This window comes from Cupriavidus sp. UME77, from assembly GCF_014170355.1.
Taxonomy (GTDB): Bacteria; Pseudomonadota; Gammaproteobacteria; order Burkholderiales; family Burkholderiaceae; genus Cupriavidus; species Cupriavidus basilensis.
Genome location: NZ_LZZU01000033.1, coordinates 22042 through 43456, shown reverse-complemented (window position 1 = coordinate 43456; position 21415 = coordinate 22042). Strand labels below are relative to the sequence as shown.

At 61.8% G+C, this 21415-nt stretch carries 17 protein-coding genes and 1 pseudogene; 11 read left to right on the top strand and 7 right to left on the bottom strand.

Annotation, left to right across the window (positions count from 1 at the left end):
• The 5 genes and pseudogenes from A9975_RS37785 to A9975_RS13295 all read left to right on the top strand — a co-directional run.
• Nucleotides 1-242, top strand: a pseudogene (locus tag A9975_RS37785) (hypothetical protein); the annotation flags it as partial.
• Nucleotides 235-1083, top strand: coding sequence for a hypothetical protein (locus A9975_RS13310; RefSeq protein ID WP_220810732.1), 849 nt, complete (start codon nucleotides 235-237; stop codon nucleotides 1081-1083). The pseudogene A9975_RS37785 and the gene A9975_RS13310, both read left to right, overlap by 8 nt.
• 268 nt (nucleotides 1084-1351) lie before the next feature.
• A complete protein-coding gene (locus A9975_RS13305) occupies nucleotides 1352-2200 on the top strand; it encodes a hypothetical protein (protein ID WP_183033193.1) in 849 nt (282 codons plus the stop codon).
• A 259-nt stretch (nucleotides 2201-2459) separates the two neighbouring features.
• Complete coding sequence (locus A9975_RS13300; protein WP_183033192.1) at nucleotides 2460-3203, top strand: hypothetical protein; 744 nt, start codon at nucleotides 2460-2462, stop codon at nucleotides 3201-3203.
• A 181-nt stretch (nucleotides 3204-3384) separates the two neighbouring features.
• Nucleotides 3385-4074, top strand: coding sequence for an oxaloacetate decarboxylase (locus A9975_RS13295; protein ID WP_255503191.1), 690 nt, complete (start codon nucleotides 3385-3387; stop codon nucleotides 4072-4074).
• A gap of 39 nt (nucleotides 4075-4113) precedes the next feature.
• Here A9975_RS13295 and A9975_RS13290 read toward each other — a convergent pair whose 3' ends face one another.
• Both A9975_RS13290 and A9975_RS13285 read right to left on the bottom strand, forming a co-directional pair.
• A complete protein-coding gene (locus A9975_RS13290) occupies nucleotides 4114-6390 on the bottom strand; it encodes an FdhF/YdeP family oxidoreductase (RefSeq protein WP_183033190.1) in 2277 nt (758 codons plus the stop codon).
• Between the two features lie 69 nt (nucleotides 6391-6459).
• A complete protein-coding gene (locus A9975_RS13285) occupies nucleotides 6460-9240 on the bottom strand; it encodes an ATP-dependent Clp protease ATP-binding subunit (RefSeq protein ID WP_183033189.1) in 2781 nt (926 codons plus the stop codon).
• 582 nt (nucleotides 9241-9822) lie between these two features.
• Between A9975_RS13285 and A9975_RS13280 the strand changes: the two genes are divergently transcribed.
• Entirely contained in the window at nucleotides 9823-10629 is an 807-nt protein-coding gene (locus A9975_RS13280) for a family 1 encapsulin nanocompartment shell protein (RefSeq protein WP_183033188.1), read from the top strand.
• Between the two features lie 68 nt (nucleotides 10630-10697).
• Here A9975_RS13280 and A9975_RS13275 read toward each other — a convergent pair whose 3' ends face one another.
• Nucleotides 10698-10853 carry a DUF2474 family protein gene (locus tag A9975_RS13275; RefSeq protein ID WP_183033187.1) on the bottom strand — a complete coding sequence of 52 codons (156 nt, stop codon included), beginning with the start codon at nucleotides 10851-10853 and terminating at the stop codon, nucleotides 10698-10700.
• Nucleotides 10854-11084: 231 nt separating this feature from the next.
• Between A9975_RS13275 and A9975_RS13270 the strand changes: the two genes are divergently transcribed.
• The gene (locus tag A9975_RS13270) at nucleotides 11085-12143 is read left to right on the top strand and encodes a Dyp-type peroxidase (protein WP_183033186.1); all 1059 of its coding nucleotides are present in this window, start codon (nucleotides 11085-11087) and stop codon (nucleotides 12141-12143) included.
• A 78-nt stretch (nucleotides 12144-12221) separates the two neighbouring features.
• Here A9975_RS13270 and A9975_RS13265 read toward each other — a convergent pair whose 3' ends face one another.
• The 3 genes from A9975_RS13265 to A9975_RS13255 all read right to left on the bottom strand — a co-directional run bounded on the left by A9975_RS13265 (nucleotide 12222) and on the right by A9975_RS13255 (nucleotide 15680).
• Entirely contained in the window at nucleotides 12222-13142 is a 921-nt protein-coding gene (locus A9975_RS13265; protein WP_183033197.1) for a bestrophin family protein, read from the bottom strand.
• Between the two features lie 125 nt (nucleotides 13143-13267).
• Nucleotides 13268-14275 (bottom strand): cytochrome d ubiquinol oxidase subunit II, encoded by a 1008-nt coding sequence (cydB, locus tag A9975_RS13260; RefSeq protein ID WP_183033185.1) that lies wholly within the window; start codon nucleotides 14273-14275, stop codon nucleotides 13268-13270.
• Between the two features lie 4 nt (nucleotides 14276-14279).
• Entirely contained in the window at nucleotides 14280-15680 is a 1401-nt protein-coding gene (locus tag A9975_RS13255) for a cytochrome ubiquinol oxidase subunit I (protein ID WP_183033184.1), read from the bottom strand.
• 518 nt (nucleotides 15681-16198) lie between these two features.
• Between A9975_RS13255 and fdhD the strand changes: the two genes are divergently transcribed.
• The 4 genes from fdhD to moaD all read left to right on the top strand — a co-directional run bounded on the left by fdhD (nucleotide 16199) and on the right by moaD (nucleotide 19338).
• Nucleotides 16199-17068: a formate dehydrogenase accessory sulfurtransferase FdhD gene (gene fdhD / locus A9975_RS13250; protein WP_183033183.1), complete on the top strand. Its 870-nt coding sequence runs from the start codon at nucleotides 16199-16201 to the stop codon at nucleotides 17066-17068.
• A 294-nt stretch (nucleotides 17069-17362) separates the two neighbouring features.
• On the top strand, nucleotides 17363-18421 hold the full coding sequence (gene moaA / locus A9975_RS13245; RefSeq protein ID WP_370564541.1) for a GTP 3',8-cyclase MoaA: 1059 nt from the start codon (nucleotides 17363-17365) through the stop codon (nucleotides 18419-18421).
• Between the two features lie 46 nt (nucleotides 18422-18467).
• On the top strand, nucleotides 18468-19037 hold the full coding sequence (locus tag A9975_RS13240; RefSeq protein ID WP_255503190.1) for a molybdenum cofactor biosynthesis protein MoaE: 570 nt from the start codon (nucleotides 18468-18470) through the stop codon (nucleotides 19035-19037).
• 43 nt (nucleotides 19038-19080) lie between these two features.
• Complete coding sequence (moaD, locus tag A9975_RS13235) at nucleotides 19081-19338, top strand: molybdopterin converting factor subunit 1 (RefSeq protein WP_183033181.1); 258 nt, start codon at nucleotides 19081-19083, stop codon at nucleotides 19336-19338.
• 60 nt (nucleotides 19339-19398) lie between these two features.
• Here moaD and A9975_RS13230 read toward each other — a convergent pair whose 3' ends face one another.
• On the bottom strand, nucleotides 19399-20823 hold the full coding sequence (locus A9975_RS13230) for a PLP-dependent aminotransferase family protein (RefSeq protein ID WP_183033180.1): 1425 nt from the start codon (nucleotides 20821-20823) through the stop codon (nucleotides 19399-19401).
• Between the last annotated feature and the right edge of the window lie 592 nt (nucleotides 20824-21415).

Genomic DNA, 21415 nt, shown 5'->3' with positions numbered 1-21415 from the left:
CTGCAGACGACCTGCTGCAGACCGTCGGCGCTGGCGGCGTTTCCATCAATGTTGACACCATGGTGAACCATGACACAGGTTATCGCGCGCAACTCCACGAAGACGATGCGTTCATTTGCGGCGCGGCAGTTCAGGCGTACTGGGCTAGCCGCGATGGCGTTCCTTTGCTGCACAACCCAGGCACTTGCACAAGAGAGTTCTCCGAAGCCGCAGGCGGTGCGGGAGGCCACGGTCATGGCTGAGCGCTACAACGACCAGCAGCGGCAGATTGTGCGCGAGATTCTGCAGGCCGCGATGCGGATGCTGCGGGAGGATGTGCCGTTGGATCAGGTTAAAGCGGTCTTTGGCGAAAATTGGAAAACAAGTCCACTGTCAGGCAACCCTTTCGCGAAAGAGTATCGCTTCGAACGCCCCGAGTTCCTTGAAGTCGATATGCGATTGTACATAGAGGACGATCCCGACGACTTCCGCGAGGATCGCAGCAAGGTGGCCCAGGTCCCGACCTATTTTCAGATTCATTTCACGCCGACCCTGGACAAGCTTGCGCGAGAGGAACTGGAGACGCTGCTGCCGCTGAAGGTCGGCAGCTACCGGTTTCCGGATGGCGAGGTCGTGCCCTACAACCGCTTCCCCGCCGATCCGTTGACACCGTTTGCAGATCCATACAGCTACCAGGCACTGCCGGTGCACGACAGCAAGTTCCCCGTGAATGTCGAGCTTGACTACATTCGGCCGGGTGCGCAGCCGCCGGAGCAAGGTGGCCTGACCGCCCCGGTGCTGGCGGAAGTGCGCATCAGCCGTGACTACCCGATCCTCACCCGGGAAGAGCGCAAGCAGCGGGCGCGCGAGATGCCGGTGTCGTTGCGCCAGCGCTATGGCCCGCTGCCGATGAGCGGGGACATGTGCCACGAATCAGGCAAATACGTGCCGGTATTTCCGGACGGGCGGCACTACGTGCACCACTTCACGGGCGGCAGTGTGTTCGAGCTTGCCGCCGGCAAAGTATTTCCGCAAGCGCCGGTCTGGAACGAGAAGACTCGGCAGAATGACGGAGAGGAAGTTTGGTGGTGCCGCGTGGGCTAATGGATGCATCAGCAGGAAATTGCCGCTGGCGGCCGGACCGGCCAGCTCGCAGTCGCGAGACGTTTCATCCATCATCGATCAATCTCGACACCATGTGGGAATCATGACACGGGCTACCGTTCACAGCTCCGCGAAGACGACGCGTTCATTGGCGGCGTGGCAGTTCAGGCGTACTGGGCTAGTCGCGATGGCATTCCTTTGCTGCACAACCCAGGCACTTGCACAAGAGAGTTCTCCGATGCCGCAGGCGGTGCGGGAGGCCACGGTCATGGCTGAGCGCTACAACGACCAGCAGCGGCAGATTGTGCGCGAGATTCTGCTAAGCGCAATGCGCGTCCTCCGAGACGATGTGCCACTGGAGAAAGTCAAATCGGTGTTCGGGGAAAACTGGGCTATTTTCCCGTTGCCCGGAAATTCCTTCGCCAAGGAGTATCGCTTCGAACATCATCAGTTTCCAAACGTTGCGATGCGTCTATATGTGGGGGACGATCCCGACAACTTCCGCGAGGATCGCAGCAAGGTAGCCCAGGTGCCGACCTATTTTCAGATTCACTTCACGCCGACCCTGGACAAACTTGCGCGAGAGGAACTGGAGACGCTGCTGCAGTTGAAGGTTGGCAGCTACCGATTTCCGAGTGGTCGAGTTGTGCCGTACAACCGATTCCCGGCTGATCCATTAATGCCCTTCGGCGACCCTTACCGCTATCAGGCGCTGGCGGTGCCCGGCAGCAAGTTTCCGGTTAAGGTGCAATTTGACTACATTCGGCCGGGTGCGCAGCCGCCGGAGCAAGGTGGCCTGACCGCCCCGGTGCTGGCGGAAGTGCGCATCAGCCGTGACTACACGATCCTCACCCGGGAAGAGCGCAAGCAGCGGGCGCGCGAGATGCCGGTGTCGTTGCGCCAGCGCTATGGCCCGCTGCCGATGAGCGGGGACATGTGCCACGAATCAGGCAAATACGTGCCGGTATTTCCGGACGGGCGGCACTACGTGCACAGCTTCACGGGCGGCAGTGTGTTCGAGCTTGCCGCCGGGAAAGTATTTCCGCAAGCGCCGGTCTGGAACGAGAAGACTCGGCAGAATGAGGGAGAGGAAGTTTGGTGGTGCCGCGTGAGATGAGAGAGAAATGGCAGACCAATCGATTATAAGAAACTTCCTGACCAGGAGTTGGGCTACCGCTTGCGCCCCTGGGAAGACGATGCGTTTGCTTGCGACTTCGTGGTTGATCAGCAGTGGTTTGGCCGTGCTTTGCCTGAGCCCGACCGCTGCAACCAGTTCTACGACCTCAAGGACGGAGAAAGACCCGATGCCAGGCTGTAACTATGACTCGTCGCCATGGTGCGGCAGGCCACTTGTCCATGAGCCGAATCTAGAAGACGTGAAGACGTTGACGCCCGAGCAGGCTGCCTTGTACTTGACGATTGCGGAAACGGCCATGCGGTTGTTGCGGGATGACGTGCCATTTGAGGAAGTCAAGGATATCTTCGGGAAACAAGGATTCCACGACGACTATAACAACACTTACACATATAGCCGCCACGAAATTAATAATCTCGCATCAAGAATTAGTTTTTCAAGAACCAAAGATGGGTTGTCGCAATCGGTGTCCCGGATATCGATATCCGGAGGTTATATGCTTGGTATCAGCAAGCAGGATCTTGAGAAACGACTTGGTTTGCAGCGCGCCTCCAACTACGTCACCTTCAATATCGACCCCGCGACATTTATCGATTTCCACTATCATGCCGGCATGGATCTTGTTTCCTGCTATCCCGTAAATGTCTATCTGTCTTTCTTCAAGGATCAGGAATATTCGAATATCGATCCGCGGGCGGATAGCGAGGCAAAGTACCTGGGCACCGTCACAATGCTCCGGGCGTACATGACGCCGGAAGAGAAAATGCAGCGTGCGCAGCGGGTACCGCAATGTCGCAGTCGGCAACCTGCGCCACGATCCGGCTTGTGGCTGCCCAAGATTCCTCACGACGTGCCGGGCGCGGATTACTTCCTGAGCAAGGACATGCGCGCCCAGCGGGTCAAGAAAGGACAACCCATGCTGTCGGTCGGCATTTCTCCGCCGTCAGAGGAAGCACGGGTCCTGTGGACCTGGGTGGGTAAATGAGAGTGGCACGCAACCGATTCGTGATTTCGCCGCGCGCCACATAGGCCAAGATTCTGCTCACGCCTTCTGAGAGGCGAGAGTACCGCCGGTGATGCGGCGGTTCTTCAGGCAAGCGGCGGACTTGATCCAGGCGGATCACCCATCCGCCGCGGAGAAGCTACGACAGGCGAGTCCGCACTGGATGCGGCACACGCATGCGACTCATGCGCTGGCGCGTGGCGCGGAATTGACCACGGTCCGGGACGCGGACACGGGCTTCGGCAATGCGCTGAACGTGCGCCACGCGGTGCGCACGCTTGAGCGCGCAGGTGCCGACGCTATCCAGATCGAGGATCAGGTGCTGCCAAAGAAATGCGGCCACTTTGCCGGAAAGGCGGTGATTTCGACCAGCGAGATGATCGGCAAGCTCCACGCGGCCGTTGATGCGCGGGAAGACAGCAACCTGCTGATCGTGGGCCGCACCGACGCCTGCGCAGGGCACGGCATCGAAGCCGCGATCGAGCGTGGGCATCGTTTCGTCGAGGCCGGCGCGGATGTGCTCTTTATCGAGGCGACCGAGTCGCTCGCCGATATCCAGCGCCTGCCCGCGCTGTTCGATACGCCCCAGTTGATCAATGTCGTGATCGGCGGGAAAACGCCGACCCTGCCGCGCGACGAACTCGGCAAACTGGGCTACGGCATCGTACTGTACGCGAACGCGGCGCTGCAAGGCGCGGTCCACGGCATGCAGCAGGCATTGACCGTGCTGCGCGACAGCGGGCGGCTGGACGAGGATCCGTCGCTGGTCGCATCGCTCAGCGAACGCCAGCGACTGGTAAACAAGGTGCTGTTCGACCGCCTCGAGCAGCAATACAAGGCGGGCGAGGAATAGCATCGGCGCCAGGCTATGCCCGGCGCCTCCATCGTCAATTCAATTGCCGGCCGCACGCGTCACGCGAACGGGGATGGATTTGTATGACGGCGTGCCGCTCTCCTTGTCGATGTAGTCGAGCGGCACCAGTACGTTCGCCTCCGGATAGTAGGCAGCCACCGATCCCCGCGCGATGCTGTAGGCGATCGCCGTGATGTTCTTGAGCTGCAGCGGCCTGTCCGAGACGATGGTTACGATGTCGACCAGGTCTCCGTGCTCCAGTCCATGCGATGTCAGGTCGGCCTCGTTCATGAACAGGACGTCGCGGCGCCCGAACACACCGCGATAGCGATCATCCAGGGCGTAGATCGTGGTGTTGTACTGGTCATGGCTGCGGATCGTGATCAGGCGCAGCACGTTCTCACCCCCGAGCACCTCCGCGTCTTCGTGCACGCCGCCGTACACGGAGAACTCGGCCTTTCCCGAAGGCGTGAGCCACTTGCGCTCGGTCGGCGGCAATGGAAGGCGGAATCCGCCCGGCGTCCGGATGCGTTCATTGAAGGCTTCGAACCCCGGGATGGTCCTGTCGATCAGGTCACGGATCTTGTCGTAGTCGGCAATCAGCTCCAGCCATGGCACCTTGCTGTCCGGCAAGGTGGCGTGCGCGATGCCGGCAACGATGGCCGGCTCCGAGCGCAACTGCTCGGATGCAGGAGCAAGCTTGCCGGCCGATGCGTGGACCATGGACATCGAGTCTTCCACCGTGATCGATTGCGGCCCGCTTTGCTGCACATCGAGCTCGGTACGGCCTAGGCACGGGAAGATGTAGGTTTCCTTCGCCACCAGGAGGTGCGTGCGATTGAGCTTGGTGCCGACGTGCACGCTCAGGTCGAGCTTTGCCATCGCCGGAAAGGACTGCTCGGGATCCGGAAGTGCCACGGCGAAGTTCCCGCCCAGGCAGATCAGGGCCTTCGAGGCACCGTTGATCATCGCTTCCATGGCATTCACGGCGTCGTGGCCGTGTGCGCGCGGAAGGTGGAAGCCGAAGACGCCTTCGAGCCGCTTGAGAAAATCCTCCGACGGCTTCTCCGTGATGCCGACCGTGCGGTTTCCCTGGACGTTGGAGTGCCCGCGCAGCGGGCAAATGCCAGCGCCAGGCTTGCCGAAGTTACCCCGCAACAGCAGCAGGTCGGCGATCAGGCGGACATTGGCCGTGCCCTTGTTATGCTGGGTGACGCCCATGCCGTACGTGACAATCACGGCGTTCGACTTCGCATAGGCGATGGCCACTTGCTCGAGATCGGCTTGCAATAGCCCGCTCGCCTTTTCGATGTCCTCCCATGTCGTGGCCTCCAGATCCGCGACGAAGGCGTCGAAGCCGGCCGTGTGCGCGGCGATGAATTCGCGGTCAAGCACGTTGCCCTGCTCCGCCTCCATCGCCATCAGCGACTTCATGATGCCCTTGAGCGCGGCCGCGTCGCCGCCGGCGTTGACCTGGAAGTAGGTCGAGGCGATCCGGGTCGAGCCGTAGGTGGCCATCTCAAGCCAGTTCTGCGGATCGGCGAAGCGCTCCAGGGCGCGTTCGCGCAGCGGATTGAAGACGATGATCGGCACGTTGCGCCTTGACGCCTCATGCAGCGTGCCCATCATCCGCGGATGATTCGTGCCCGGGTTGTGGCCGATCGCGATGATGAGATCGCACTTGTCAAAGTCGTCCAGCGAAACAGTGCCTTTGCCGATGCCGATCGATTGCGGCAGCCCGACACTGGTCGGCTCATGACACATGTTCGAACAGTCAGGGAAATTGTTCGTGCCGTACTCCCGCACAAAGAGCTGATACAGGTAGGCAGCCTCGTTCGACGCCCTGCCGGACGTATAGAACTCCACCTGGTCTGGCGGCAAGCTGCGCAGGATCTGCCCGATCCGGCCGAACGCTTCCTCCCACTCGACAGCCCGGAATGTATCCGTGGCACGGTCGTACACGAGCGGATGCGTCAGCCGGCCCATGTCCTCCAGCTCGAAATCCGACAACTGCAGCAGCGATGACACCGTGTTGCTCGCGAAGAACTCCGGGCGCACGCGCTTGGTCGTCGCCTCCCACGTGACGGCCTTCGCGCCGTTCTCGCAGAACTGGAAGTTGGAGCGGTGTTCCTTGTCGGGCCAGGCGCAACCCGGGCAATCGAAGCCGTCCGGCTGATTCGTGCGAAGCAGCGTGATCGGGGCCTTGATGGTTTCCATCTGCAGCCTGATGGCCTGGGCCGTCGCTCGCAGCGCTCCCCAGCCGCCAGCAGGGCCGTCGTATTCCCTGATGCCCGGCACTTCGCGTCGATTCGTCATTTTTTGAACTCCATGGATGAAAATTGTGGCGCTATGCAATCGAGCCGGCCTGATGCGTCTCGCTGTCCACTATGCGGCCGACTTCTTTGGCTTTGATCCGACAGGACGCTCCGGCGCCGTCTCCTTCGACGTGGTTCCATCGGAAGGCGGGATGTCCTTTGGCTTGGGCTCGGCCTGGTGCTTGTCGAACCGTATGTCACCGCTGTCCTTGTCGTAGTCGATCGTGGCGCTGTCGCCCGGCTTCAGCGCGTCACCGAGAATCTCCTTGGCGAGACGCGTTTCGATGATCTGGCGAATCTGGCGCTTGAGTTCACGTGCACCGAACTCGGGCTGGTAGCCGACGTCGACCAGATGGTCGACGAGCGCCTCGCCAAAGCTGAGCGTGATGTCTTGTGCTGCCGCGGTACGCACGATGCGATCGAGCTGGATGTGCACAATCGCGCGGATGTTCTCCTTGGCCAGTGCGTTGAACACGATGATCTCGTCGATCCGGTTCAGGAACTCTGGACGGAAATGGCCCTTCAGCACGTCCATCAGCACCTCCCGGACTGCCTTGTCAGGCTTGCGCGCGGCCTCGGGCCGCGTCAGGTTCTCCATGATGATGGAGGCCCCGAGGTTGCTGGTCGCGATCAGGATCGTGTTGCTGAAGTCGACCACGCGGCCTTTGCCGTCGGTGAGCCGACCGTCGTCGAAGACCTGCAGCAGCACGTTGTAGACGTCGGCGTGCGCCTTCTCGATCTCGTCAAGCAGGATCACGCTGTACGGACGCCGCCGCACGCGCTCGGTCAGCTGGCCGCCCTCTTCGTAGCCCACGTAGCCCGGCGGCGCGCCGATCAGGCGCGCTACCGCGTGGCGCTCCATGTACTCGGACATGTCGATGCGGATGATCGCCTGCTCGTCGCCAAACACGGTTTCGGCCAAGGCCTTCGCCAGCTCCGTCTTGCCCACGCCGGTGGGTCCCAGGAACAGCAGGGTCGCGATCGGCCTGTGCGTCTGGCCGAGGCCCGCGCGCGACAAACGTACCGCATCGCTCACCGCGACCACCGCATCCTCCTGGCCAACCACCCGCTCGCGCAGCCTCGCCTCCATGGCAAGAAGCTTCTGCCGCTCTGCCTGCGTGAGCTCGGCGACCGGAATGCCGGTGAGGCGAGACACGACCTCGGCCACTGTCGCCACCGTCACCTCGAGCGTCTCCGAACCGGTCTTTCGCTGCCACGCCTCCATCGCCTCGTCGAGCTGCTTCTGCTTCTCGCCGATGCGCTCCTCGAAGCGCTTCGCCTCGTCGAAGCGCTTGCGCGACGACGAATAGTCCTGCTCGCGCTTGAGCTGCGCGGCTTCCGCTTCCATTTCCTGGATCGCGGCCGGACGGGATGTCGCGCCGATCCGCACCCGTGCCGCAGCCTGATCGATCAGGTCGATCGCCTTGTCGGGCAGGAAGCGCGACGTGATGTAGCGATCGGCGAACTCGGCCGCCGCGACAAAGGCGTCGTCGGAGAAGGTCACCTGGTGATGCGCCTCCAGCTTGTCACGCAAGCCGCGCAGGATCACGATGGTCTGCTCGACGCTCGGCTCCGGCACAAGGACCGGCTGAAAGCGCCGCTCGAGCGCCGCGTCCTTTTCAATGTACTTCTGGTATTCATTCAGTGTCGTTGCGCCGATCAGGCTGAGCTCGCCGCGCGCCAGCGCAGGCTTGAGCACGTTGGCGATGTCGAGGCCGCCCTCGCCCCCGCCCTGCCCGGCCCCGACGATCGTGTGCAACTCGTCCACGAACAGGATCAACGATTCCTGCTTCGCGGTGACCTCCTCGATCAGCTTTTGCGCGCGCTCCTCGAATTCGCCGCGGTACTTCGCTCCCGCAACCATCGCGTTGATATTCACTTCGACGAGCCGCTTGTCACGCAGGACCTCCGGCACGTCGCCGTTGACGATCCGTTGTGCCAGTCCTTCCACGATGGCAGTCTTGCCGACGCCCGGCTCGCCGATCAGCACGGGATTGTTCTTCTTGCGCCGGGCAAGCACCTCGATCGTGCTCTCGATTTCCTGTGCGCGGCCCAGCACGGGATCGAGCTTGCCCTGGCGCGCCAGGGCGGTGAGATCGCGGCCAAACTTGTCCAGGTTGGGCGTGCCTGTGCCGCCTTCGATGCGGCCGTCCTCCGCGCCCTTGCCCACCACCTTGACGACCTTCTGGCGCAAGCCTTCCGGTGTCACGCCATACTTCTTGAGCAGGGCTCCCGCGATGCTCTCGGGTACCGCGGCAAGGCCGATCAGCAGATGCTCGGGCCCGACGTACGAGTGGCCCAGCTCGTGTGACGCCTGGAAGGCAAACTGAAAGGCCTTCTTCAAACGCGGCGAGATCGTCATGCGGTCGAGCGGCGCGTCGGGGGCCGCTTCCCCCGTGCGGGCGTGCTCGTCGATGTAGGTCTTGATGTCCTGCGCCGAGATCTTGAGTTCCTTGAGCAGCGCGCCGGCAATGTCGTTGTCGGCAAGCACGTACAAAAGATGCTCCGTGTCGAGCTCGGCGCGGCGCAACTCGTGCGCCTTTTCTCCCGCGCGCTGCAACAGTTCGAGCGTCTGCTCGCTGAAGGCGTCCGTGGCATCGACCGATTCGCGCGGCACCTCGGCGGAGAACGAGCCCGCATCGTCGGCCTCGCCGCCCATGCCCCCGAACAGATGGGACAGCCCGCTTGCTCCGCTCAACAGGGAGTCGAACGGGTTCAGCATGTTCTGGTGCCGCAACATCTGCCGGTAGTGATAGTCACAGATTGAGAGTGTCCTGCGCGCGCCGTTCTCCATCACGGTGACACGGGCAACCGCGGGGCGTGCATTACAGATATCGCAAAGGTCTGGCATGGCGTGAAGATCCCTGTTGGTCGAAGCCTTCAGACTGTTCGAATCGGATGCGGCATGGCAGCCGGGTTGTTCTGGAGATGCGAGGCCGGGAGGCCACTGGAATCATCCAGCTGTTGACTGATTCTTCTGCCCCCGTCTTGGCACGTTTTGGTGCGCTTCCGAGTTCGTCACAGCAACATCAGCCTGTGGCTAACATAGCTGATCGCCAGGCCGCCGCAAAGATACAGTTGAGAACGATCGGTACGCGCCGACTGTGCTGTCCCTCTTTCCCCTCTGTTCGGTGAAAGAAAACTAGATGCGGCGGCACGGTTCCTGATCTCCGGGCGTGGCGGCGAGCACCGTTTAGAGCACAGTGGGATCGGCTTGCACAATACGATGCGGCAGAGGCCTTGCTGTGCTCTTGCCCGGTCCGTGGCGTTCATTGAGAATGCTCGAGCAACAACGCAACAACGCAACCACGCGCCCGGCCGTCACGCCGGAGGTCGCGGTTGAAAGAAGCGAACACCAGACATGCAACGAAAACGGCATGACCATCCGACGCATGACCCCGACGTGTAGCGGCCAGTCAAAGGAAGCCTTCAAATGAACAATCTCCATCGGCAGTTGGCGCCAATCTCCGAAGGTGCCTGGGAGCAGATTGAGCAGGAAGCATCTCGCACCCTCAAACGCTACTTTGCCGCTCGGCGTGTTGTCGATCTGATTGGACCGAAGGGTTTCGAATTTTCCGCGGTCGGCACTGGCCAACTGCGGGAAATCGCCCCGCCGGGCGATGGCATCGAAGCGGTCCAACGCGATGTGCGGGCGCTGGTGGAACTACGGGTCCCGTTTGCGCTGTCGCGCCTGGAGATGGATGGCGTCGAACGTGGCTCGAACAATCCCGACCTGCAGCCACTGAAGGATGCGGCGCGCAAGCTCGCACAGGCCGAGGATCGCATTATCTTCGAAGGCTATGCGGCGGCCGGGATTCAGGGAATCACTCAGGGTGCCAGCAATGCCGCGCTGGACCTTCCACCCGATATCGGCGGATATCCAGCCGCGGTGGCGCAGGCGGTGGACCAGTTGCGCCGTGCTGGTGTCGATGGGCCCTACAGGCTACTTCTGGGCGACAAGCCATTCACAGCCGTGAGCGGGGCCACTGACAACGGATATCCTGTTCTGCGCGACATTCGCCAGCTTGTGGACGGTGACATCATCTGGGCGCCTGCGATGGACGGCGGCGTAGTGCTCACCGAGCGGGGCGGCGATTTCGAACTGCACATCGGCCAGGACGTATCCATCGGCTACCTTGACCATACCGAAGCCACCGTTCGATTGTATTTTCAGGAAACGCTCACCTTTCTCATGCTGACCGCCGAGGCGGCCGTCGTGCTTGGACGTTCGGAGCGGTAGATGACCCGCCGCGCGGCGCGTATGCCTGTCGACCATCTGATCGATGAACACAGGGTCCATCCTTGTATTCAATGAGACTTGAATCCAATTGCCCCCATCGCGAGCCGGATGACCGCCGCGACCAAAGCGACCGAAAGCACGCCGGCGGCCCAGAGCCCGATTAGCCAAAATACCTGGCTCCAGCGGCTGCGCCACCTTGAAGCCCGATTGAGCAAGTTGTTCATCTCTTTGATCCTCAGGAGTGACCAGCGACGCTAGCGTTCGGCGAACTTAGCCTTCCCGCCCAACAAGTGGGCCAGCCACCAAGCATAGGCACCTTTGAATGATAGGATAGACAGCGGTCCGGAGACCGCGAGGCTATTGCGAGGTTGTTGCGAAGTTATCGTGAGCCTATTGCGAACAGTCATTTATCATTCCACCATTCTTGAAACTCGTCCTGGACGACACTCGTCAACATGGCAAACATCATCCCCGAGCAGCAAGCCGTATCTAGTCCGATCACCAGTAGCGCGATCTTCATCGTCGCGGTCCTGTCCGCGGGCGAGAACAGCGCGGATACCGTGCGCGCATTGTGCGCGGATATCGGCGCCCTCGTTCGTGCCGTGGGAAAGCGAGTCCCCGGCGGCAACCTCTCGTGCGTCTGCGGATTTGGTTCGGATGGCTGGGACAGACTGTTCGGAGACCCCCGCCCCGCTGGCTTGCACCCCTTTCGCGAATTCGGCGCCGGCGACCGCCGCGCCATGGCGACGCCGGGCGACCTGCTCCTGCACATTCGCGCCGACCAGATGGATCTGTGCTTCGAACTCGCAACACAGTTGATGAGCCGGCTTGGTGCGGCCGTGTCGGTGGTTGACGAAGTGCATGGCTTTCGCTACTTCGACATGCGCAGCATGGTCGGCTTCGTCGACGGCACCGAGAACCCGACGGGCGCCGAGTCCGTCCGCTTCACGATCATTGGCGACGAGGACACCTCGTTCGCCGGGGGCAGCTACGTGATGGTGCAAAAGTACCTGCATGACATGGCTGGCTGGAACAGCCTCTGCGTCGAGACGCAAGAGCGAATCATCGGCCGCACGAAGCTGTCGGACATCGAGCTCGATGCTGCGGTCAAGCCGTCGTCGTCGCATAGTTCGCTCACCACGCTCGAGGAAGATGGGGAGGAGGTGAAGATCCTGCGCGACAACATGCCTTTTGGCCAGCCGGGCAAAGGCGAGTTTGGCACGTTCTTCATCGGGTACGCCCGCTCGCCCAAGCCGCTGGAGCAGATGCTTGAGAACATGTTCGTCGGGCGGCCTCCTGGAAACTATGACAGGCTGCTTGACTTCAGCAGGGCAGTCACCGGAGGCCTGTTCTTCATTCCATCGGCCACGCTGCTGGAAGCCCTCGCCGAGCGTCACCCCAATGCCATTCAAGCGGATAGCCCAGGTCACGGCTCTCCTTTGCCGCCCGAGGCGCAACGCCAGGACGGTTCCCTGAAGATTGGTTCGCTCAAAGCGGCATCGGAGGCCGATTGACCGGGTTGACCCGATTAACCTGGTTGACTTGGTTGGCATGCCCGGCACCTGCCGACTCCTGCCAATCGGGAAGATCGGCTATGTGAATTGATAGGGCCGGACCGCTACCGTTTCCGCCGGTAGCTCGCGATCGCAAAGCTCGAGAATCGACCGCTCGATATTGCGCGTCATGGCATCGAGCGCCAGCGCGTTCGGTGCTAGTCCGAATGGCTCGGCGACTTCACTTGCGATCGCCTCCAGTGCGATCAGCGTGTACGAGATGAAGACGCATAGCAATGGCGTGAAGAACTCCGTCGAGTCGACCAGGCCAAACGGCAGCAGTACGCAATAGGCGTAGACCGTGCGATGCAGCAGCACGTTATAGGCAAATGGAATTGGCGTGGAGACAAGCCGCTCGCACCCACCAAGCGCCTTGCCCAACTCGTTGATCTGGGTGTCGAGTATCCAGCGCGTGGTGTCGGCTCCGGCTGCTTGTCCCTGGTAGCGGGCGAGGCTGCGGCGAAGGTCATTCAACAAGGCCGTCGGCGTGTAGGACTTCCCATGCAACGCCGCCATTTGCTCAGGGCCGAGGAAGCGGCGCAGGTCCTCTGTCGGGTCGGTGGCGCGCAACCGGTGCTTTAGCGCATAGATGAACGCGATCAGCGTATTGGCGAGTCGGGTGCGATCCGCTGCCGCCAGGTGTTCCGGCAGGTAGCAGAGCATCTGCGAAGTGAGCGAGCGCGATGCGATCAGCAGGTTGCCCCACAGGTGGCGAGCCTCGTTGAAACGGTCGTAGCTCGCATTGTTCCGGAACGCGAGAAAGATGGCCAGCGCCAGGCCGAACAACGTGAATGGCGCCGTATTGAGCGGGATCTTCTCGCCAAACACCTTCCCATGGGTAAACACGGCCAGGCTGCTGACAGCCCCCATGAAAACGAGTTGGGGAATGATGGTTTGCAATACCGAACCGTTCCAGACGAACAGCATCAGGAACCAGTTTTGTCTCGGCCTCACAATCATGGCGTCTTGTTCTCCGGCGTTGGTGCGGGTGGGTGATGCTCCAGGGCTGGCGGGAGCGAACTGCAGTGCGGCCATGCAGTCCGGCAAAGGACCGGAACGCCAGCGCGACGGGTACCTGGCATGCGTCAGTGATAGCCGGCATCGCCCTCGCGCACCTTGCCCCGGAATACCCGGTATTGGAGTGCGTTGTAGACCAGGATGACCGGCAGCACAATGACGGTGCCAACCAGCGCGAAGAGCTGGCTGGACGGGCTGGAAGACGCTTCCCAGATCGTCAGCGACGGCGGAATAATGTTCGGCCAGATGCTGATGATCAAGCCGCTATAGCCGAGGAAGCACAGCGCAAGCGTCAGGAGAAAGGGGGTCGCTTCGTGGCGCAGCCGGACTGCGCGGAAGATGCCCCATACACAGGCCAGCACCAGGACAGGCACCGGCAGGAACCAGCCAAGGTTGCCGCTACCGAACCAGCGATGGGCCACCGCGGGCAAGCCCAGCACCGTCCAAAGGCTGATGATCGCGATGGCACCCAGCAGCACGCCCACCAGAGGCCGCATCAGCAGCCGCATCTTGCGCTGCAGTTCGCCGTCCGTCTTCAGGATCAGCCACCCGCAGCCCAGCGCCGCGTAGGTAAGCAGAACGCCGATGCCGCAGAACACGCTGAATGCCGAGAGCCAGTCGAACGGTCCTCCGGCAAAACGGCCGTCGACGATCCTGATCCCCTGCAGGAGCGAACCCAGCACGATGCCCTGGCAGAAGGACGCCAGCGCGGAACCGCCAATAAAGGCGAGATCCCACAGATGCTGCGTCCGCCTTGCCTTCGCCCGCAGCTCGAATGCCGCGCCCCGGAAGATCAGGCCGACGACCATCAGGATCAGCGGCAGATAGTTCGCCGGCAGCAGCGTAGCGTAGACGACCGGGAAGGCGCCGTACAGCCCGGCGCCCCCGAGCACCAGGAAGGTCTCGTTCCCATCCCAGACCGGCGCGACGGTATTGAGCATCACTTGCCGGTCTCCCTTGGCTTCGCAGAAGGGAAACAAGAGGCCGATGCCAAGATCAAATCCATCCAGCATCACATAGATGAAGACGCCGAGGCCGATGATGGCGGCCCATATCACGGGCAGATCGATTGACATGGGATCATTCTCCTTCCAGCGCATCCGATGGTGCAGCCAGTGCGCGACTACGCAATCCTGGGTGCTTGAGCAAGGCGGCGGCATGCGAGTTCAGCACCGGTCCGCGCGTCATCAGCTTCATCATGTAGTAGACGCCCATCCCGAAGACCAGGAAGTACACGATGACGAAAATCAGCAAGGAAACCCCGGCAAGCTGGGCGCTGATCGGAGAGACGGAATCCTCCGTGCGCAGCACGCCGTACACGGTCCAGGGTTGTCGTCCGACCTCCGTCGTGATCCAACCCGCCAGCAGCGCGATCAGCCCGGACGGCCCCATGCACAGCACAAGCCACTGATACCAGCGCGTTTCGTAGAGGCGGCCACGCTTTCTCAGCAGCAGGCCAAGCAACGCGGTCAACAGCATCAGCATGCCGAGTCCCGCCATGATCCGAAACGTCCAGAACAGGATCGGTGAGTATGGCCGGTCCTGCCGCGGAAATTCCTTCAGGCCGCGAATCTCGCCATCCCAGCTGTGCGTCAGGATCAGGCTGCCGAGATGAGGGACCTTCAGCGCGTAGTGTGTCTCTTCCGACTCCATGTCGGGAAGACCAAACAGATTGAGGGCCGTGCCGCCCTTCTCTGTTTCCCAAAGACCTTCGATCGCTGCAATCTTGGCCGGCTGATACTCCCGCGTGTTGAGGCCATGCGCGTCACCCACGACGATCTGGACCGGTGTCACCAGCAGCAGGATCCACAGCGCCATCGAGAAGCTGCGCTTGACCGGCACATCGCGCCGCCCCTGCAACAAGTGCCAGGCGCCGCACGCGGCAACCATGAATCCCGCCACGATGAACGCCGCGATTGTCATGTGTGCGAGGCGATAGGGAAAGGACGGGTTGAACACCACCTTCAGCCAGTCGACCGGGACAATGCGGCCGTTCTCCATGGCGAATCCTTGCGGCGTATGCATGAAGCTGTTTGACGCCAGGATCCAGAATGTGGAAATCAACGTACCCACGGCAACCATCAGTGTCGCGAAGAAGTGCGCGCGGGCACTCACCCGCTGCCAACCGAACAGCATCACGCCGAGAAAGCCCGCCTCGAGAAAGAAGGCCGTCAGTACCTCATACGTCAGTAGCGGCCCCGTGATGTTGCCCGCGACCTGCGAGAACCCGCTCCAGTTCGTGCCGAACTCGTAGGCCATCACAACGCCGGAAACCACGCCCATGCCGAAGCTGACCGCGAATACCTTCGACCAGAACAGGAACATATCCTTGTAGCTGCTATCCCCCGTCGCCAGCCAGCGCCATTCCAGCACGGCGAGGAAACTCGCCATGCCGATGCTGATCGCTGGAAAGACGATATGAAATGAAACGGTGAAGGCAAACTGCAGCCTGGCAAGATGTAAGGCATCGAAGATTTCCATGATTCTCACTTGCACCTGGAGGGAAGGGTCCACAGCATCAGCCTGGACCGCGCGATTCAAATCGAGGATGACCCATCCGGATCGCGCGAGGCCGGGGAGCACGCCGAACCGGCTAGCCAGCTAACCGGAAACACACCGGACCGCGGGGGCACCAAATCTGGATACGACGATAGTGCAGTTTCGAGAGGGCATGCAAACGAATGTCGCTGCACGAGAACTGTGTTCCGCCGATTCGTGTGGAGCTGTGCCCGAAAATCGGGTGCGCATCGCGATAACATGCAAACTGTGTTCTGCCTGACCGAAGTCGCGACGTTCGCATACAGCTTGCAGCAACAGCAGCGGTCATCGGATCTGTGCTCTAGCGATTCGGCCCGGCGGCGCATATAAATCCAACTGTCGGGCTTGATTGGCTTGATGCGGACTGCCCACGGCATGCGCCATGCCCGTGCTCTGGAACGGCGGCGCCTGTACTCGCGAATGTTCTGAACCGCTGACTTCATGCCTTCAAGGGGGCCACAATGTTGCAATGCCCGTCCGTCATTGATCGAACCGGTAGCGTCGAGTGCACGGTGATACGCCACCGGCACGGCGAAGAGTTTCCGATCTCGGATCACATTGCGGAAGAACTGCCCGTTGCGCTGGTGTTCAATGGCATCTCGCACGCCGTGATGATGGCCACGCCCATCCATCTGGAAGTATTCGCGCTGGGCTTCTCGCTCAGCGAAGGGATTGTGGAGCGCGCCTCCGACGTATTCGATATGGAAGTGTTCTTCCATGCCGGCAGCGCGGAAGTGAGGCTGACAATTTCCCAGGAGGCGTTCGCCGCCCTGAAAGGACGGCGGCGATCCCTCGCCGGGCGTTCGGGATGCGGCGTCTGCGGCATCGAGAGCATCGCGCTGCTGGACCTGGAGCCGGCGCGCGTCCTTCACGCGGGCGCGGCGGCTGACATCGGCACCGAAGCCGTCTGGCGCGCCACTCGCGAATTGCCCGAGCACCAGGTACTCATGCGCAAGACGGGAGGCGTCCATGCCGCGGCATGGTGCGCCAGGGACGGTGCCGTGCTCGAGGTCTTCGAGGACGTCGGCCGGCACAACGCGCTCGACAAGCTGATTGGCCAGCTTGCACGAAGCAAGGCAGACACGCGTGCCGGCTTCGTTCTGCTTTCCAGCCGCGCCAGCTACGAGCTTGTGCGCAAGGCCGCACGCCTTCATATCCCGATGATCGCGACAATCTCGGCCCCCACGACCCTCGCGATCGACATCGCGCGCCAGGCGGGGATACGGCTACTCTGCTTCTGCCGTGGCGATGGCTTCGTGGAGTACACGCCTGCGGCCTGCGACGCGGCAATCGATGCCGTGCCGGCGAGAAAGCAGCACGGGATGCGGTGAAGGGCCATGCACCGATGCGCGCCCCGCACGGCACTCTCGCGCTTCGCGACGTGTAACTGTACTCTGCGGATCCCCGGCGAACTGTATGCGCGCCCCCGAGCGGGCCCGGCTTATGCTGAGTCCAGGCCACCCGCATTGGCCGCGCATTGGCAGGCCGGGCGCTTTCGCCCTCCTGCCTCAAGCCTTAAGACCGATGCCGGAGACCGGCCCTTCCACAGTCTCGCCTCGCATGCCACCGGATAGATCGTGAGCGCCATCAAGCAGAACGTTGCCTCCCTCTTTGCCGACACCCGCATATCGGCTGACGTCGATGTCGATGCCGAGGTCCTTGACAGGCTCGGTCGCCCGCTGCGCGATCTGCGCCTCTCAGTCATCGACCAGTGCAACTTTCGCTGTACGTACTGCATGCCACGGGAAGTCTTCCCTGCCGACTACGCGTTCATGCCGTCGGCCGACCGCCTGTCGTTCACGCAGATGGTCAAGATCGCAAGATCATTCACGTCGCTCGGTGTCGAGAAGATCCGCATTACCGGGGGCGAGCCACTGCTGCGGCGCGGGCTGGAAGCGCTGGTGGAGCAACTAGCGAAGCTGACGACCGTGTCTGGCAAACCCTTGGAAATCGCGATCACGACAAACGGCACGCTGCTCGCCGCCAAGGCCCGCGCGCTCAAGGACGCCGGCCTGAGCCGCGTGACCGTCAGTCTCGATGCGGTGGACGACGCCGTATTTCGACGTATGAGCGACACCGACGTGCCGGTGTCGCGCGTGCTGGACGGTATCGAGGCCGCGTCCGCCGCCGGACTTGCGCCGGTCAAGGTCAACGCGGTAGTGCAGCGGGGCGTGAACGAAAGCCAGATCCTCCCACTCGTGCGCCTGTTCAAAGGCACTGGTGTGGCGGTGCGATTCATCGAATATATGGACGTCGGCGGCGCCGACTTCTGGTCCGATGCTGCGGTACTCACGGCCAGGCAGACCCGGGATATGGTCGAATCCGTATTTCCCCTGACCCCCGTCGAACCGGGGCCGGGAGCGAGCACCGCGGTCCGCTACCATCACACCGACGGCGGCGGCGAGGTGGGTTTCATCGCAAGCGTATCGCAACCGTTCTGCGGATCGTGCTCACGTGCACGCGTTTCGGCCGACGGTCAGCTCTATACCTGCCTGTTCGCCACTCAAGGGACCAGCCTCAAGCCATGGCTGTCGGAGAGCGCGTCGGAGGCACAGCTGGCGCAGGCGATCCGTCTCCAGTGGACCGGCCGCGCCGACCGCTATTCCGAGCTGCGCGCAACGGCCCGCGGCAACAGGCAGAGTCAGCGTTACCCGACTGTCCGCATGTCGCTCGTCGGGGGTTGAATCTTCACCAATGGGTACGAAACGAGCCGATACCTGGAGAACAACAATGACATCAACGTTCCATCCAAAGATGACAGCCGACGACGCATCCGGCACGGGCAGTGAGGCACGCGCCGAGGACGTCGAGCAGAGCACGGATTTCGCGCAGCGTGCCATCGCCGCTGGCTTCCAGGTGCGCGTGCAGCACCAGCCGATCGACTTCGCAGCGGAGATCGATCCCATCACACGCAATCCCAATGTGGGTGCGGTCGTGAACTTCCTGGGGGTCGTGCGCCAGCTCGGTGACGTAGACGATGTAGCGGCGCTTGAGATCGAACACTACCCAGGGATGACCGAACGGGCACTATGGAGCATCATCGAGGAGGCGAACGCACGGTGGCAACTGGATGCCGTGAAGATCGTGCATCGGATCGGTCGTATCGCGCTCGGCAATCCGGTGGTCCTTGTCATCGTCGCGTCCGGGCATCGCGAGGCAGCGTTCGATGCATGCGAGTTCCTGATGGACTGCCTCAAGACCTATGCGCCCTTCTGGAAAAAAGAGATCCGACGCGACGGCACATCGGAATGGGTCAAATCCAAGGCACGAGACGAACTGGCTGTGAACCGCTGGGGCTGACCTCCTGCCCATCCAGCCAGAAACCGAAAGTAGGACAGCGCACATGAGACTCACCATCAGGTACTTCGCTAGCATTCGTGAACATCTTGGCATGACGCAGGAGATCGTCGATATCCCTGCGCCCGGGATCACCGTAGAGGGCATCAGGGAAACGCTCGCATCGCGAGACGCTCGCTCGGCGCAGGCGCTGCAGACCCACCGGCCGGTACGGGCCGCCGTCAACCTGGAACTGGTTGATGGCGCCTTCATGGTGCGCGAGGACAGCGAGATCGCGTTCTTTCCGCCTGTCACGGGCGGCTGATAGATGCCTCGCAGCAGGCCCCCGACGGAGGGCCACCCCGGCATCGCCACCCGCCTGCCGTCAGCGGGCACACATCGAGACGAGCTTGCCGACCTCGATCACCGCTTCCTCGATCCGGCTCGACCACGGGCTGCTGTAGTTGAGGCGGATAAAGTTCCGGTAGCTGCCGGAGTTCGAGAACATATACCCTGGCCCGATCGTGATGCCGCGGTCCAGCGCTAGCTGATAGAGCTGCATTGCGTCGACCTTCGGGGGTAGCTCGATCCAGAGCACGTAGCCGCCGGCCGGGCTGGACATGCGCGTTCCCTCCGGAAAGAAGCGGGAAACCATGGCTCGCATCAGGTTGGCCTGCTGCGCATAGGCCTTGCGAATCCTCCGCAGATGATGCTCGTAGCCGTCACGCTCGAGATACTCCGCGATGGCAAGCTGCGGAACCGTCGGGGTTGCCAGGGTGTTCAGGAACTTGAGCTTCTCGACCTGATCGCGGTAGCGGCCCGGCAGCGCCCAGCCGATGCGATAGGCTGCCGTCAGGCTCTTCGAGAACGACGAACAATGCAAAACAATGCCCTTGCGGTCATAGGTCTTCAACGTGCTGGGATGCGTGTCGCCGAAATACAGCTCGTTGTACACGGCATTCTCGATGACCGGAATGTCCGCTCTGGTCAGTAACTCGACGAGTTCCCGCTTGCGTTCATCCGGCATCTGGAAGCCAAGCGGATTCTGGAAGTTGGGCATGACCATGCACGCTGCGATCGGCTGCGACTTCATGATCCCTGCGAGGGCGGCAATATCAATGCCGTACTCGGGATGCGTCGACACCTCGATCGCCTTCATGCCCATGCGCTCGATCGCGTGCAGCATGGCGTAGAACGTTGGCGATTCGACGGCAATCACGTCTCCTGGCTTTGCCACTGCCTGAAGGCAGATATTGATCGCCTCGGTCGCGCCTACGGTGACGATGATCTCGTTCGGGTCGACCGGCATGCCGTTCTCAAGGTAGCGGCGCGCGATCTGCCGAACCAGGCGCGGATTGCCTGGCGGAAGCGCGTTCGTCACGTTCCAGAGCGTCTTTTCTCGGCCAGCCATATAGGCGTACCGGTTCAGCTTCTCGAACGGGAACATAACGGGATCCGGGTACGGCGAGCCGAGCGGCACGGCATCGCCGGCGCCGATCGAGCGCAACGTCGAAAGCACCAGCCGGCTGACATCCACCGAGGCAGACATGGCTATCGGCTTCGAGGCTCGCAACTCTTGCATTTGCCGCTCGTCGCTTCCGTGCTGCAGGTCGACGAAGTAGCCGGACTGCGGCCGGCTTACCAGCAGGCCGCGACTTTCCAGCAGCAGGTAAGCATGAAGTACCGTGGTGATACTGATCCGGTGCTGCTGGCTGGCCTGCCGAACGGAAGGCAATCGTTCGCCATGGTGGTAGACGCCCTGCTGGATCAACCTCTCGATATCGTCGGCGAACTTCTCGTAGAGCTTCATCGGACGCTCCGTCCAACCGGATCACCGGCAGGTGCATCGCGGTGGCAGAAGTCTTGATCGTCCGATGGCAAATGCAAATGCAAATGCAATTGCAATTGCATTTGCGACTGCGACTGCGCAGCCGAACTGCATGTATCAATTCCGATGGCGCCGTTGCCGGGCAGCGCAATGATGTCGAGTCGTCCGGGGTGCAACCCAGCGGCAAGGTGGTGGGGGGCTTCGCTTGTCTTCCCTGCTTCGTCTCTCACGACGGTAGCTCCGATAAATGCGCGTCACCGAGCCTTGGGGGCAGGAACTGGCCACGCGTGATTTTGTTGGAAGGAATAGTAGGGGCGAAGCTGTATTCATAAGAAGCACACATGAGTGCGCCGAAATAGAACACAGTTGCAGTCTAGGCGTGAGATATGGAAAGCTGTACTTCACATTGCGATGCTGTGCGCAGATCGCCACGTGACAAGCTTTGCGGAAGGGAAGTGATTGGTTCCGCCGCAGCCGGCGAGCGCGTTGAGCGCGAAAATCGAGGACGCGCGTTTGGCGTGGCATGTCTTGATCGGCACGTCTTCTGGCAAGGGCCAGTGTGCCTATCGGGCGT